At 61.4% G+C, this 14,325-nt stretch carries 13 protein-coding genes and 1 tRNA gene; 4 read left to right on the forward strand and 10 right to left on the reverse strand.

Going from position 1 to position 14,325, the window contains the following annotated elements; genetic code table 11:
- Window positions 1-5: 5 nt before the first annotated feature.
- The gene (locus ACWKWX_RS17590) at window positions 6-1,676 is read right to left on the reverse strand and encodes a cyclic peptide export ABC transporter (RefSeq protein ID WP_483828466.1); all 1,671 of its coding nucleotides are present in this window, start codon (window positions 1,674-1,676) and stop codon (window positions 6-8) included.
- A 256-nt stretch (window positions 1,677-1,932) separates the two neighbouring features.
- On the opposite strand from ACWKWX_RS17590, the gene ACWKWX_RS17595 reads away from it, so the two are divergent.
- Together ACWKWX_RS17595 and ACWKWX_RS17600 are read left to right on the forward strand one after the other, a co-directional pair.
- Window positions 1,933-3,270, forward strand: a complete 1,338-nt coding sequence (locus ACWKWX_RS17595) for a lysine N(6)-hydroxylase/L-ornithine N(5)-oxygenase family protein (RefSeq protein ID WP_483828467.1) — start codon at window positions 1,933-1,935, stop codon at window positions 3,268-3,270.
- A 163-nt stretch (window positions 3,271-3,433) separates the two neighbouring features.
- Window positions 3,434-4,729: a lipase family protein gene (locus ACWKWX_RS17600; protein WP_483828468.1), complete on the forward strand. Its 1,296-nt coding sequence runs from the start codon at window positions 3,434-3,436 to the stop codon at window positions 4,727-4,729.
- On the opposite strand, the gene ACWKWX_RS17605 is transcribed toward ACWKWX_RS17600, so the two are convergent.
- A complete protein-coding gene (locus ACWKWX_RS17605) occupies window positions 4,683-5,480 on the reverse strand; it encodes an ATP-binding cassette domain-containing protein (protein ID WP_483828469.1) in 798 nt (265 codons plus the stop codon). The two genes, ACWKWX_RS17600 and ACWKWX_RS17605, sit on opposite strands and share 47 nt — an antisense overlap.
- A gap of 148 nt (window positions 5,481-5,628) precedes the next feature.
- Complete coding sequence (locus ACWKWX_RS17610) at window positions 5,629-6,501, reverse strand: restriction endonuclease (RefSeq protein ID WP_483828470.1); 873 nt, start codon at window positions 6,499-6,501, stop codon at window positions 5,629-5,631.
- A 258-nt stretch (window positions 6,502-6,759) separates the two neighbouring features.
- Between ACWKWX_RS17610 and ACWKWX_RS17615 the strand changes: the two genes are divergently transcribed.
- Window positions 6,760-7,743 (forward strand): Abi family protein, encoded by a 984-nt coding sequence (locus ACWKWX_RS17615; RefSeq protein ID WP_483828471.1) that lies wholly within the window; start codon window positions 6,760-6,762, stop codon window positions 7,741-7,743.
- Between the two features lie 423 nt (window positions 7,744-8,166).
- Window positions 8,167-8,436, forward strand: coding sequence for a BRO-N domain-containing protein (locus ACWKWX_RS17620; protein ID WP_483828472.1), 270 nt, complete (start codon window positions 8,167-8,169; stop codon window positions 8,434-8,436).
- Window positions 8,437-8,578: 142 nt separating this feature from the next.
- Here ACWKWX_RS17620 and ACWKWX_RS17625 read toward each other — a convergent pair whose 3' ends face one another.
- The 7 genes from ACWKWX_RS17625 to ispE form a co-directional block, all read right to left on the reverse strand.
- Entirely contained in the window at window positions 8,579-9,565 is a 987-nt protein-coding gene (locus tag ACWKWX_RS17625; protein WP_483828473.1) for an Abi family protein, read from the reverse strand.
- Between the two features lie 222 nt (window positions 9,566-9,787).
- Entirely contained in the window at window positions 9,788-10,888 is a 1,101-nt protein-coding gene (ychF, locus tag ACWKWX_RS17630) for a redox-regulated ATPase YchF (RefSeq protein WP_416422505.1), read from the reverse strand.
- A gap of 21 nt (window positions 10,889-10,909) precedes the next feature.
- Window positions 10,910-11,494 (reverse strand): aminoacyl-tRNA hydrolase, encoded by a 585-nt coding sequence (gene pth / locus ACWKWX_RS17635; RefSeq protein ID WP_416422506.1) that lies wholly within the window; start codon window positions 11,492-11,494, stop codon window positions 10,910-10,912.
- 146 nt (window positions 11,495-11,640) lie between these two features.
- Window positions 11,641-12,237 carry a 50S ribosomal protein L25/general stress protein Ctc gene (locus ACWKWX_RS17640; RefSeq protein ID WP_416422508.1) on the reverse strand — a complete coding sequence of 199 codons (597 nt, stop codon included), beginning with the start codon at window positions 12,235-12,237 and terminating at the stop codon, window positions 11,641-11,643.
- Window positions 12,238-12,374: 137 nt separating this feature from the next.
- Entirely contained in the window at window positions 12,375-13,316 is a 942-nt protein-coding gene (locus ACWKWX_RS17645; protein WP_008373254.1) for a ribose-phosphate pyrophosphokinase, read from the reverse strand.
- Between the two features lie 48 nt (window positions 13,317-13,364).
- Window positions 13,365-13,439: transfer RNA gene (locus ACWKWX_RS17650), tRNA-Gln, on the reverse strand.
- A 10-nt stretch (window positions 13,440-13,449) separates the two neighbouring features.
- A complete protein-coding gene (ispE, locus tag ACWKWX_RS17655; RefSeq protein WP_473005402.1) occupies window positions 13,450-14,325 on the reverse strand; it encodes a 4-(cytidine 5'-diphospho)-2-C-methyl-D-erythritol kinase in 876 nt (291 codons plus the stop codon).

Genomic DNA, 14,325 nt, shown 5'->3' on the forward strand with positions numbered 1-14,325 from the left:
CGTTGTCAGGCCTCCACGGGGTGTTGCTGGCGGGTGTCTTCGTAGATGCGCCCCGGTTCCATGCGCACCAGGCGGTCGGCGATATGGAAGTAACGGTCGTCGTGGGAAATGACGATGATGGTCTTGCCCAGGCGTTGCAGGTCCGGCAGCAGCTCGGTGTAGAAAATGCGCCGGAAGGCCGGGTCCTGGTCGGCGGCCCATTCGTCGAACACCAGCACCGGGCGGTGGTCCAGCCACGCCTGCACCAGGGCCAGGCGTTTGCGCTGGCCGGTGGACAGGTCGGTGGTGGTGAAGTTGCCGTCCTGGATGCTGACCTTGTGGCTGATTTCCAGGCGGTCGAGGTACTGGTGGGCCTCGTCGGGCAGCTTTTCGTCGGGGCCCATCAGGTCGTCGAACAGGAAGTAGTCGGCGAAGATGGTGGTGAACAGCTGGCGGTAGTCGTCGCGGTTCTCCACGCCCACTTCCTTGCCGTCCAGCAGGATGCTGCCCTGCTGCGGCGCGTACAGCCCCAGCAGCACCTTGATCAGGGTGGTCTTGCCGGCGCCGTTCTCGCCGGCGATGAACATGATCTCGCCAGCGTTCAGGCGCAGGTTCACCGGGCCCAGGGTAAAGGGAGTCACGCCTTCTACGCTGGGGAAGGTGTAGCGCGCGTCACGCAGCTCGATGCTTTGCAGCGGCGTGGCCGGTTTTACCGTGCCTTCCAGCAGCAGGTGCGGTTCGGGCGAGGCGAACTGTGCAGACAGCTCGGCGATGCGGCGGAACGATACCTGCGCACGGCTGACGATGGGCAGGTTGCCGATCAGGTGTTCCAGCGGGCCCTTCATGAACAACAGCACCAGGATGAAGCCGCTGAGGGTGGCCTTGTCGGTGTTGGGGTAGAGGCTCTGGTACACCAGCACCACGCCGATGACGATGAAGAACAGCGTCGAGCCGAAGGTCTTGGCCACCACGAACAGCTTGATCGAGCGCAGCTGGATGTCGCAGATCTTCTCCACGGTCTTCTGCAGGTGGTCGCGGTACACGCGGAAGCGGCGCGGGCGGTGGATGCGCAGTTCCTTGGCGCCTTCGGAGATGGCGCGGTAATGCTTCTGCAGGTCATCCTCGGCCTCGCGGGCCTCGAAGAAGCCGCGGATGCCTTTCAGGCGCGCGAAGTACTGGGCGGTGGTGCCCAGCAGGATCGCCACCACGGTGCAGACGAACATCGGGAACGACAGGTGTGCCAGGTAGCCCATGCAGCCCAGGGTCACGGTCAGCGACACGGCCAGGGGCGAGAAGGCGAAGGCGAAGTCGCTGATGACGTCGACGTCGTGGGTGAGTACCGGGATCAGCCGGTGCGACTTGTAGCGCTCGATCTGCTCGATGGGCGCGGAGAGGATCTTGCTGCCCAGGTCCTTGCGCAGCTTGGCGATCACGTGCTGGCCGACGTGGTTGGTGCCGATGTCGGAGAAGATCGAGCCCAGCAGCGCCAGGCTGCACAGGCCGCCGAACGCCAGCAGCAGGGTGCCGGCGGCGGGGCCGTCGGCGTGCAGGCTCTGGTTGATGGTGGCCAGCAGCGCGGTGATGCTCAGGCCGCCCATGATGCCCAGGGTGATGGACACCGCCAGGATGGGCCAGAACGGCTTGAGCAGGCTGAACAGTTCGGAGAGCGTACCTTTGGGGGGCTTGGGCTGCGTCATTGGGCTGTCGTCACAAATGGGATTCATATCCAGATAGGACGCACGAGCGGGGTAAAACCTTAAAAATTAATTTCTTGGCGGCGTTGGGGGATATCGCGAATGAGTGCCGTTTAAATTTTCCCACAGGCTTCTCGTCACCACTTGGGTAAGCGTTCCGACAGGGGACGCCGTTCCTGGGCGATACGCCTGGCGCCGCCCTTGGGGCCGCCACGGGTGTTCGTGCCAATCGACTAATGGATCGAAAGGTATTGGCGAGATGACTCAAACAGTAACTACAAGCACGCCGCTGGATGTGCTGGGCATCGGCTTCGGGCCTTCCAACCTCGCGCTGGCCATCGCCCTGGAAGAGCTGGGCGTGAAGCGCGGCCGGCACCTGGACGCGCTGTTCCTCGACCGCCAGCAGGACTACCGCTGGCACGGCAACACCCTGGTGGCGCAGAGCGAGCTGCAGATCTCGTTCCTCAAGGACCTGGTGACCCTGCGCAACCCCACCAGCCCCTTCAGTTTCGTCAACTACCTGCATCAGCACGGGCGCCTGGTGGACTTCATCAACCTGGGCACCTTCTACCCCTGCCGCATGGAGTACAACGACTACCTGCGCTGGGTGGCCGGGCACTTCACCGAGCAGTCCGCCTACGGCGAGAACGTGCTGGCGGTGGAGCCGGTGCACAGCGGCAACAGCATCGAGCAACTGCGGGTGATTTCCCAGGACAGCCAGGGCCGCGAACAGGTGCGCCACACCCGCTCGGTGGTGCTGAGCACCGGCGGCACGCCGCGCATTCCCGAGGTTTTCAGGGCCCTTAAGGGCGACGCCCGGGTGTTCCACCACTCGCGCTACCTGGAGCGCATGAACGAGCAGCCCTGCGCCAACGGCCAGCCCATGCGCATTGCCGTGATCGGCGGCGGGCAGAGCGCTGCCGAGGCGTTCATCGACCTCAACGACAGCTTCCCCAGCGCCCAGGTCGACATGGTGCTGCGCGCCGCCGTGCTGAAGCCGGCCGACGACAGCCCGTTCGTCAACGAGATCTTCTCGCCGCAGTACACCGACCTGGTGTTCAACCAGCCGGAGCTGGAGCGCGAGCGCCTGATCAACGAGTACCACAACACCAACTATTCGGTGGTGGACCTGAACCTGGTGGAGCGCATCTACTCGATCTTCTACCGCCAGAAGGTCTCCGGCCAGCCGCGCCACGGCTTCCTGTGCCGGCGCTCGATCGAGTCGGCCAAGGCCGATGCCAACGGTATCGAGCTGGTGCTGCGCGACCTGGCCACCGGCGACACCGAGGTGCACCGCTACGACGCGATCATCCTGGCCACCGGCTACGAGCGCATCTCGCACCAGCAGATCCTCGCGCCGCTGGCCGAGTACCTCGATGAATACCAGGTGAACCGCGAGTACCGTGTGCAGGCCGACCCGCGCCTGAAGGCGCCGGTGTTCATCCAGGGCTTCAGCCAGTCCAGCCATGGCCTGAGCGATACGCTGCTGTCGATTCTGCCGATTCGCGCGGAGGAGGTGGCGACGGCGCTGCATGAGAATCTCAAGTCGGCGTTCGATGGCGCTCCGGTTCGCGAGCCGACGCGCCAGACCGCGTAGCAGTGCTGGTGTGGGAGCTGGCTTGCCAGCGAGCTTTTAATAGCTCGCTGGCAAGCCAGCTCCCACTGGTGGCCATGAAGGCTGCCTGTCAGGAGCGTTTAACCAAGGAGCTTCAGTGTCTGATCGAACCCGATATGTGTGTGCAATAACCACGTGGTTGGCCATGCTGGGCGCAGGAACGGCCCAGGCGGATGCAACGGCAGGGCAGCGCGGGACGCTGCTGGAGGTGAAGGAGGTGGCGCGCTACAGCGCCGCGCAGATCAACCAGGCAACGGAAAGCCAAAGGACGTTCGTCGACAAGGTCGACTGCGGTGTGAAAGTGGTAGCGGTGCAATACCGCACCATCGGCGTCAAGGGCGAACCCGCCGACGCCTCCGCCGCGCTGGTGGTGCCCGACGGCGCCGCCTGCCAGCAACCAGCGCCCCTGCTGGGCTGGGCCCGCGGTACCGAAACCGATCGTCATCGCCAACAGGCGCAACTGGCCGCCGCTTCCGCCGGTTACCCTCTTAATTCCGTCTACGCCGCCCGTGGCTACGTGGTCATCGCCAGCGATTACCTGGGGCTGGGCAACTCCCACTATCCCTTCCACCCCTACCTGCACGCCGACTCAGAGGCCAGCACCATGGTCGACGCCTTGCGCGCGGCGCGTCTGGCGGGGGCGCAACTGGGCGTGAGTTTCTCTGGCAAGGTAATGCTCGGCGGCTACTCCCAAGGCGGCCACGTGACCATGGCCACCCAGCGCGCCATCGAGCGCGACCACCTGGGCGAATTCAACCTGGTGGCCAGCGCGCCGATGTCCGGCGCCTATGACCTGCCGCACACCTTCCGCGAGTCGTGGAACGGCGTCACCAGTGCCGGGCCCAATCAGCTGTCGCCGTACCTGCTGGCCTATACGGTGCTGGGCATGCAGCGGGTGTACGGCAACCTCTATGGTCAGCCCGAGGAGGTGTTCAAGGCGCCTTATGCCCAGGCGGTGCAGGGTGCGTTTCCCGGGCCGCTGGGGCTGCGCGCGCTGATCGGCCAGGCGCCGTTCAACCAGGTGCGCTCCATTGACGATGTGCGCCAGCCGGCGTTCGCCAAGGCCTTTGTCGAGCAGCCGAACACGCCGTTCCAGCAGGACCTGGCGCGCAACAGCACGCTGGACTGGACCCCGCGTACGCCGATGATGCTGTGCGGTACCGACCGCGACGGCGTGGTGCCGTTCGACAACGCTGCCCGGGCCCAGGCGGCGTTTGCCGGGCGCGGCGTGCAGGTGCCGGTGGTGAATGTGGACGAGGCAGTGCCGGCCAAGGCCACTGGGGCCCAGGCGCATATGATCTGGGCGTCGCTGGCCTGCTACAGCGCCATGCGCAAGATGCTCTTCGACCCGGCGCGCTGGGGCAGCGCGCTGTCGCTGGCCAGGGGCGCGGCCTTCAGCCTGCCATACCCGCTACAGTGGCCGGCGAGTCGAGGTAGCTGATAAGCGAACCGTCGCCGGGGTGGCGCATCACGCCCATGGGAATGCCGTAGATGCGCTCCAGGGTCTCGCTCTGCATCAGCTCGGCGGGGCTGCCCTGGGCCAGCAGGCGGCCGCTGTGCAGGGCCAGCAGGTGGTCGCAGTAGCGCGCGGCCATGTTGACGTCGTGCAGCACCACCAGCACGCCCAGGCCCAGCTGGCGGCTGAGGTCGTGCACCAGTGACAGCACTTCCACCTGGTGGGCGATGTCCAGCGCCGAGGTGGGTTCGTCCAGCAGCAGGAAGCGGCTGTTCTGCGCCAGCAGCATCGCCAGCCATACGCGCTGGCGTTCGCCGCCGGACAGCAGGTCCACCTGGCGTTCGGCAAAGGCGCTGATGTGGGTCAGCACCAGCGCCCGCTCCACCGCCGCGCGGTCTTCATCGCTGAAGCGCCCCAGGGCGCCGTGCCACGGGTAGCGGCCAAAGCCCACCAGCTCGCGCACCGTGAGGTTGTCGGCGGCCGGCAGTTGCTGCGGCAGGTAGGCCACCTGCTGGGCGAAATCACGGTTGCCCCAGGCCGGCAGCGGCTTGCCGTCCAGCACAATCTCACCGCTGGCGGGCACCTGCTGGCGCGCCAGCAGCTTGATCAGCGTCGACTTGCCCGAACCGTTGTGGCCGATCAGGCCGATCATCTTGCCGTGGGGAATCTGCAGGTCCAGCGGTTGCAGCAAGGTGCGGCCAGGGACTTTGAAGCTGACGGAGCGCAATTCGAACATGAGGCTTCCACGATCGCTTGAAAAGGGCAGGGCACGACAGTAGTAAATTTGCTAATGCTTATCAATTGAATATTCCGTAGCAGCTGCCAAAGGCTGCGTCCCGCCCCATCACGGTCTGCCTGGGGAGCGCGTTGGGGCCGGACGCGGCCTAGGGGCCGCTGCTACGGGGCGGGGTTTGCGGGAAGATGGCGCGCATGCCGCGGCATTTGGGGTAGTCGCTGCAGCCCCAGAAGTTGCCGCCGGCGTTGCGGCCGGTGCGCGCCACCCGGATCACCATGGGTTTGCGGCAATGGGGGCAGGCGGGCGCCTTGGGTTGCGGCTCGACCATGGGGGGCGGCACTGGGGCAGCGGCAGGTTTGGGTGGCTGCACTGTCTGTTTCTGCGCCGCGGCAATCCAGCGCCGCAGCTGGCGGCCGTCGACCAGCTTGAGGTTGCGGCCGCTGGCAAACTCGCGGGCAGGCTCGGTGAAGCGGCCGCTGGTAATCACGAAACCGCCCACCGCGCCTTCCGCGGCCATCGCCCCGTACAGTTCGCGCACCACCGGCACGCCCACCTGCAGCGCCCGCCAGTGCTTGCACTGCACCAGGTATTTCTCGCCCTCCTTGCGGGCGATCAGGTCCACACCACCATCGGGCCCGGCCCCGCCGCGTTCCTCGATGCTGAAGCCCTGGCGGCGCAACGCCTCGCCCACCAGCAGTTCGAATTCCTGCCAGGTGAAGTCGTTCACCGCATGGCCGGTGTTCAACAGCTCGCGGCGTTTGCGACGGCCGAGGACCGAGGTGATGGCGCCGATGACGAAGATGAGTGGCAGCAGGAATTGGCCGAAGGTCGCCAGGGTTCTGAACAGGCTTTGGGTCATCACCGATTGCAGTTGCGCTGGGTCGCTGACCACCGCGATGGGCGCCGTGGCCACGCCGTGCAGGTACACGCCGGAGGCCACCGCCAGGATCAGGCTGGACCACCAGGGGAGCTTGCTGGCGAGGAAGATGAGGTCGTCGAAGGTGGAGGTTTTCTTGGCCATGTCCGTGGTCTGTTGGGGTGGGTGGTGTAGCCGCTGCCGCAGCCTGGCGGCAGCGGCTACGGGCGTCAAGTCGGTTTATCTCGGGTGGAGGTAGGGAAGCGTCCTACAGGGAAACCGGAAGTGGGTGGATATCGCGGAGTGGGGCGTGCGGGATAGGCTTTCCCTGCGGTCAAAGTGGCGGCGTTTAGCAACCAGGGTTTCCCCCGACCGCAATTCTGGATAGGGCAGATGTAACCCAAGGCATGGAAGGAACCACCTATGGTTAAGTACGGTAATTCCTGGGCTAGTTTTAATGAACAGCTGGACTACCTGGCCGAAAGGGGAATGATCATCACAGACAAAGCTGTGGCGGTGAGCTGGCTAAGCCGGGTAGGTTATTTTCGGTTGAGCGGGTACTGGTACGCATTACGCGACCACCGGGTTCATCAGCTTTCGTTCGAAGGGAAGGCCACGGCCACTGGCACGCCGGTGGACATCGATGTTTTCAGGCCGGGTGCCACTTTTCAGGATGCTGTTGATCTTTATGTTTTCGACAAGCAGTTGCGCCTATTGGCCTTGGATGCCCTGGAGCGCATTGAAATAGCGTTGAGGGTTGATATTGGTCATTACCTTGGCGGGCTTCATCCCTTCGCGCACACAAAGCCTGATCTTCTCCATCGGGAGTTCAGCGGCAGGATCAATCCCAGGACTGGAGCTAGCAGGCATCAGGATTGGATGCTACGCCATGAGCAATTGGTAAGTCGCTCGCGAGAGGACTTCATTCTCGCCTGCAAAGCCAGGTATGGATCGCAGCTACCGCTTTGGATAGCAGCAGAAGCTTGGGACTTTGGAACGATGTCCACGCTGTACGACGGTATGAGGGCATGCGACCAAGACGCGATCTCGTCCAAATACGGGATTTCAAACGGTCGGATCTTCGCTTCGTGGTTACGTAGTTTGAATTATCTACGCAACGTTTGTGCGCATCATAGCCGGTTGTGGAATCGAAATATTGTTGACCAGCCAAAGCTTCCCAAGGCGGCCGAGGTGCCATGGGTCACTCATTTTCTTGGGAAAGGGCATGCCTTGGCGCGGTGTTATTTGTTGCTGTGTGTCACTCGTCATTTGATTCAGGTGATATATCCGCGATCCAGTTGGCCGCAGCGAATGAAGCAGCAGTTGCAGGCGTTCCCACAGAGCCAAAGTATCGGTTCGAGAGAGGCGCGCATGGGGCTTCACGAGGGGTGGGAAGCATCGTGGTAAAAATGCCAGCCATTAAAAAACCCCTCAGCAGCAGCATCACGAAGTGACGTTGCCGAGAGGGGCCGTGTTGGATCTGATGGTAGAGGTCAACATGAACGAGGTCAATCTGCCCGCCCGGGGCAGTGTGTAACAAAAAGCCCCGGCTCTTGCGAGACCGGGGCTTTTTCATTCCTGGTACGGGCATCAAGTTGACAAGGTTGGTCTATCTGATGCGGTGGTAGGGAAGCGTCCTACAGCAAAACCGGAAGTGGGTGGATATCGCGGAGTGGGGCGTGCGGGATAGGCTTTCCCTGCCATGAAAATGGCCGGGTTTAGCGACCTGAATACCAGCAGAGCGTTATACGTGGCGGGTAATTATGCCTGCCGATCTAGCCCTGTACCGATGTCGGCAAAAGCTGCATCGGTTGCAAATGGAACAAGCATATGGAAATTGAAGTTGGTACCTCGTCTTGCCTTACCCCCACCGTTTTCCACCGCAACGAACGAATCCTCCGCATCCTGCTGATCAACGACCGTGCCTGGCTATGTGCCCAAGACATGGGCCGGCTAATGGGCATTGGGCTGGTCGACCATCGTCTTGCCAAGCTGGACGCCGACCAGCAGTGCACGCTTACCCTGATGAGTGGCGGGCATGCGCGGGAGCGGGTGATGGTCAGTGACTGCGGGGCGTTTGCGTGTTGGTATATCACCTGATTCCAGAGAACCGAGCGTTGCGGCGGTGGTTGAGTTGTGAGGTGTTGCCGTCGTTGCGGTCGAGCGCTCGTTAACCGCATACGCACCTTGTAACTATTGCCGCCAGGTCTACTCCACTCCAGCACGGCGTGGCGGGCGGCAGCTAAATCCCGAAAGCCGTTCGGGGGAATCCGGATTCGGCAGGCAATCCGAACGATGCAAAGGTGCACCCCGGCAGTGCTGGCTTGGTATCAATCAAGTCAGCTACCGAATTGATCCAATTCGAGCGTGGGGCGATCTTCTGCATCAGAAACCAGATGATGCAGACCAGACCATACAGCCGCGTCAACGCATTTCGATCCAGATTCAGCGCAGTGAAATAGGACTCGCTGGGAACTGCGGACAGCGGATTGGGAGAGACCTGGTTCCAGATACGAGTGTGATGGGCGCAGCGGTTTCTGAGCAGGTTTATCTCTTGCAGCCAACGCGCGAAGATTCGCGCGTCGCTGAGACCAAACCGTTCCAGGATCTGGTTTTGGTACGTGCCCTTCAGTATTTCGAAATAGCGAGAAAGCGCGCCGAAGTCCCAGGCTTCTACGGCGACCCAAAATGGGATTGGGCGCCCCGATCGACGATGCCACTCGATCGAGTCTTCCGTGCTGCGCTTTAGCAATACCTGTTGGTGAGTCGACCATTCGATCCATTTGTTCCTGACTTTGCCGCGCGATATGAAGTCATTGGCATGCTTGGGCTGGATGAATGTGGCATCGGTATAGGCCATGGGGTGGTGATAGCCCACTACATGAGCGATCACCGTTCTTAAATTGACTTCCAGGCGCTCGATAGCATCCAGCATGTGCAGTCTAAGATGCTTGTCGAATCGATAAAGGGAAACCGCATCCTCAAACGTTGTGCCCGTTGCGAATAGATTCTTGCGTAGCGGCTTGCCGGAAGCAGGGCATGATTTTGCCAGGCCCGTTCCAGCATCTCTGTCGAATTCGCGTGCCGGATACCAGTAACCGCTTAGGCGGTAGTAGCCTAACTGGGCGAGTTTTCGCTCTGCGCGGGCCGGGTCAGCCACGAGCATATTGCGCTCGGTAAGGAGGGTGACGAGGTCTGGATAGCTCCGGAAAGGTTTTGGAGTCAACAACTTCCATGTCTCCAGAAATAAGAAGGCCCGAACGTAATGCCGGACTAAGCCAGCACCAGAGGATCGGGCGCGATTGAAGAGAATAGTGCCGCCAGCCCCATTTTCCGTCAAGGAAAACTGGGTTACGAAAGATGACTGGCATTGGCTGACCTCAATGGTCAGAAAACACGAAAAAGCCCCGGCTCTTGCGAGACCGGGGCTTCTTGAATGGCCGTAACGCGCTTACACGTTAAAGCGGAAGTGCATCACATCGCCGTCCTTGACGATGTATTCCTTGCCTTCCAGGCGCCATTTGCCGGCTTCCTTGGTGCCCGCTTCACCGTTGTACTGGATGAAGTCGTTGTAGGCGATCACTTCGGCGCGGATGAAGCCTTTTTCGAAGTCGGTGTGGATCACGCCAGCGGCCTGTGGCGCGGTGGCGCCGACCTTGACGGTCCAGGCGCGGACTTCCTCGACGCCGGCGGTGAAGTAGGTCTGCAGGTTCAGCAGTTCGTAGCCGGCGCGGATCACGCGGTTCAGGCCAGGCTCTTCCAGGCCCAGGGCCTCGAGGAACATGTCCTTCTCTTCGCCGTCGTCCAGCTCGGCGATTTCGGCTTCGATCTTGTTGCACACCGGCACCACGATGGCGCCTTCTTCTTCGGCGATGGCGCGGACCACGTCCAGGTGCGGGTTGCCTTCGAAGCCGTCTTCGGCGACGTTGGCGATGTACATGACCGGCTTCGAGGTCAGCAGGTGGAAGCCGCGGATGACCGCCTTCTCGTCAACACCCATGTTCTTCATCAGGCTGCGCGCAGGCTTGCCGTCGGTGAAGTGGGCGATCAGTTGCTCCAGCAGGCCTTTCTGGACCACGGCGTCCTTGTCACCACCCTTGGCGTTGCGCGCAACCTTCTGCAGTTGCTTCTCGCAGCTGTCCAGGTCGGCGAAGATCAGTTCCAGGTCGATGATCTCGATGTCGCGCTTGGGGTCGACGCTGTTGGAGACGTGAATCACGTTCTCGTCTTCGAAGCAGCGGACCACGTGGGCGATGGCGTCGGTTTCACGGATGTTGGCCAGGAACTTGTTGCCCAGGCCTTCACCTTTCGAGGCGCCGGCCACCAGGCCTGCGATGTCGACGAATTCCATGGTGGTCGGCAGGATGCGCTTGGGGTTGACGATGGCAGCCAGGGCAGCCAGGCGCGGGTCCGGCATCGGCACGATACCGCTGTTGGGCTCGATGGTGCAGAAGGGGAAGTTCTCGGCCGCGATACCCGATTTGGTCAGGGCGTTGAACAGTGTGGACTTGCCGACGTTGGGCAGGCCGACGATACCGCAATTGAAACCCATGGTGATTCCCTCTTCGTGGAGTCAGGCCTTTTGGCTGTGCAGGTTTTTCATCGCGCGATTCCACTCGCCGGCGAAGATATCCGGCAACACGCCGAGGGCAAAATCGATACTGGCGTCCAGTTTGTCCTGCTCGGCGCGTGGCGCCCGGCCCAGGACAAAGTTGGATACCTGACTGGCCACACCCGGGTGGCCAATGCCAAGCCGCAGACGGTGGAAGCCGTTGTTGTTGCCCAGCTGCGCGATGATGTCGCGCAAGCCGTTGTGCCCGCCATGGCCGCCGCCCAACTTGAGCTTGGCGACGCCGGGGGGCAGGTCGAGTTCGTCGTGGGCCACCAGAATGGCGTCTACCGGAATGCGGAAGAAATTCGCCAATGCCGCCACGGCCTGGCCGCTACGGTTCATGTAGGTGGTGGGGATCAACAGGCGAACATCATGGCCCTGATGGCTGAAACGCGCCGTCAGGCCGAAATACTTGCGATCGGCTACCAGACTGACGCCTTGTTTGGCAGCGATGCGCTCAACGAAAAGAGCCCCTGCGTTATGCCGGGTCTGTTCGTATTCCTGGCCAGGGTTTCCCAGGCCAACGATCAGTTGAATGGCGGTCACGACAGGGGCTCTTCCTTGGAATCGAATTGAACATCGCCACCGGGCTGGCCGGTGGCATGAGGGGACGAGGTCGGTTGTGTAAACTTCGCGATCTCGTCCGCTTATGCTACCGCGATGTCATTACAACTCCGGCGTGCCGAGTAAAATTACTCTGCAGCGCCTTCAGCTTCTGGAGCTACACGTGGAGCGTGGACGTTGGCAACAGCCAGGTCGTTGCCGTGAGCCAGGGCTACGAACTCAACGCCTTTAGGGGCCTTGAGGTCGGACAGGTGAACGATCGAACCGATTTCGGCGTTGGCCAGGTCGACTTCGATGAACTCAGGCAGGTCCTTGGCTTCGCAGGAAACTTCGATCTCGTTGACAACGTGGGAGATCTCGCCGCCTTTCTTCACTGGAGCTTCTTCGTTGACGAAGTGCACAGGAACGATAGCGGTCAGTTTCTGGCCAGCAACAACGCGGACGAAGTCAGCGTGCATGATGAACTGCTTGGCTGGGTGACGCTGCATGGCCTTGACCACGACGTTTTGCTTGGTGCCGTCAACGTTCAGTTCGATAACGTGGCTGAAAGCAGCTTCGTTTTCGAACAGCTTGGCGATTTCTTTAGCCAGGATGCTTACGGATTCAGCTTCTTTGTCGCCACCGTAGATTACGGCTGGGACTTGGGCGGCGAGACGACGCAGGCGGCGGCTCGCACCTTTCCCCAGGTCGGTACGCGCTTGGGCGTTCAGGATGAAATCAGTCATTTTACATCTCCAAAATAGCCATGCCCGGGTAACGTTTGCGACCAGCGTCAAACCGGGATGGGCAAAAAAGCCCCGCCCCAACGGAAGTGTTGGGGCGGGGCGCTTTTCGTCAACGAGGTGTTCGCAGGGCAGGGCCCTTAGCGGAACATCGCGCTGATCGATTCTTCATTGCTGATGCGGCGGACCGCCTCGGCAACTACCGGTGCGATATCCAGTTGACGGATACGTACACAGGCTTGTGCTGCAGCGGACAGCGGGATGGTGTTAGTGACCACCAGCTCGTCCAGCACGGAATTTTCAATGTTCTCGATCGCCCGGCCCGACAGCACAGGGTGTGTGCAGTAGGCAAAGACCTTGGCAGCGCCATGCTCTTTCAGGGCTTTCGCCGCGTGGCACAGGGTGCCGGCGGTGTCGACCATGTCATCGACCAGAATACAGGTACGCCCTTCGACGTCGCCGATGATATGCATCACTTCGGAGTGATTGGCTTTCTCACGGCGCTTGTCGATGATACCCAGATCAACGCCCAGGGACTTGGCAACAGCACGTGCACGCACGACGCCGCCGATGTCCGGGGACACGATCATCAGGTTCTCGAAGCGTTGATCCTCGATGTCATCCACCAATACTGGGGAGCCGTAGATGTTATCTACCGGAATATCGAAGAAACCCTGGATTTGGTCAGCATGCAGATCCACCGTGAGAACACGGTCGATCCCCACCACGGTGAGCATGTCAGCGACGACTTTCGCGCTGATGGCAACACGTGCGGAACGCGGACGGCGATCCTGGCGGGCATAACCAAAGTAAGGAATCACCGCAGTGATTCGGGACGCTGAGGAGCGGCGGAAGGCATCGGCCATCACAACCAGTTCCATCAGGTTATCGTTCGTCGGAGCGCAAGTCGGCTGAATGATAAAGACGTCCTTACCGCGGACGTTTTCATTAATCTCAGTGCTGATTTCGCCGTCGGAGAACTTACCGACAGAGACATCACCCAGTGGGATATGCAGCTGACGTACTACACGCCGAGCCAGATCGGGGTTAGCGTTCCCCGTAAAGACCATCATCTTGGACACGCGCAGTACCTGCCGGCTGAGGGTATACCTGGATGAGTATAAGGAAAATGGCAGGGGCGGCTGGATTCGAACCAACGCATGGCAGGATCAAAACCTGCTGCCTTACCGCTTGGCGACGCCCCTGTATCTGTTGCTACGAGTGCCCAGCACTCGTTTCCTGTGACAGACTCTGTAGTTTGCGGTGCAACATTGAGATGTTGCTGCCTTTGGCTACAAACCCTGTAAGGGTATCTGCAAGAAGGTGCGAAACTCTATCAGCTTCCGCTTTGCTTGGGAAGGCCCCAAACACACAACTTCCAGTTCCGGTGAGTCGTCCATCACCAAATTTCTTCAGTGAATTCAAGGCGTTAAGTACTTCTGGATAACGTCTTGTGACTACCGCTTCGCAGTCATTTCTGCTGTTTCCCTTGGGAACGGGGCGCACTTTAATGGGAAGTGAATCGCGTGTCAACAACGGATCTGAAAAAATTTCTGCTGTACTAACAGAGACTTGCGGGACGAGCACCAGGTACCAGGGTTCTTCGGGCTCGGCCGGGGTAAGGATTTCGCCCACGCCCTCGGCGAACGCCGCGTGCCCGCGGACGAAAACCGGTACGTCGGCGCCCAGGGAAAGGCCCAGCTCGGCCAGGCGGTCGATGCCGGCGCCGGTGTTCCACAAATGGTCCAGCCCCAGCAGGGTGGTGGCGGCGTCGGAACTGCCGCCGCCGATGCCGCCACCCATGGGCAGCACTTTATGCAGCCAGATGTCGGCGCCCAGCGTGGTGCCGGTCAGCGCCTGCAGCTTGCGCGCGGCTTTCACGATGAGGTTGCTGTCGTGGGGCACGCCCTCGATGTCGGTGTGCAGGCGGATCTCGCCGTCCTGGCGCACGGCGAATTGCAGTTCGTCGCCGTGGTCGAGGAATTGGAACAGGGTCTGCAGCTCGTGGTAGCCGTCGGCGCGGCGGCCCAGGATGTGCAACATCAGGTTGAGCTTGGCCGGGGCGGGCAGGGTCAGGCGTGGCTGGGTCAT

It is taken from the genome of Pseudomonas imperatae (assembly GCF_057128625.1).

Excerpts from the sequence above, each read along its gene's own strand:
- ispE (WP_473005402.1), bottom strand. The coding sequence starts at position 14,325 with ATGACCCAGCCACGCCTGACCCTGCCCGCCCCGGCCAAGCTCAACCTG.
- ACWKWX_RS17620 (WP_483828472.1), top strand. The coding sequence starts at position 8,167 with ATGGAAATTGAAGTTGGTACCTCGTCTTGCCTTACCCCCACCGTTTTC.
- ACWKWX_RS17605 (WP_483828469.1), bottom strand. The coding sequence starts at position 5,480 with ATGTTCGAATTGCGCTCCGTCAGCTTCAAAGTCCCTGGCCGCACCTTG.
- ACWKWX_RS17615 (WP_483828471.1), top strand. The coding sequence starts at position 6,760 with ATGGTTAAGTACGGTAATTCCTGGGCTAGTTTTAATGAACAGCTGGAC.
- ACWKWX_RS17640 (WP_416422508.1), bottom strand. The coding sequence starts at position 12,237 with ATGACTGATTTCATCCTGAACGCCCAAGCGCGTACCGACCTGGGGAAA.
- ACWKWX_RS17595 (WP_483828467.1), top strand. The coding sequence starts at position 1,933 with ATGACTCAAACAGTAACTACAAGCACGCCGCTGGATGTGCTGGGCATC.
- ACWKWX_RS17590 (WP_483828466.1), bottom strand. The coding sequence starts at position 1,676 with ATGACGCAGCCCAAGCCCCCCAAAGGTACGCTCTCCGAACTGTTCAGC.
- ACWKWX_RS17610 (WP_483828470.1), bottom strand. The coding sequence starts at position 6,501 with ATGGCCAAGAAAACCTCCACCTTCGACGACCTCATCTTCCTCGCCAGC.
- ACWKWX_RS17600 (WP_483828468.1), top strand. The coding sequence starts at position 3,434 with ATGCTGGGCGCAGGAACGGCCCAGGCGGATGCAACGGCAGGGCAGCGC.
- ychF (WP_416422505.1), bottom strand. The coding sequence starts at position 10,888 with ATGGGTTTCAATTGCGGTATCGTCGGCCTGCCCAACGTCGGCAAGTCC.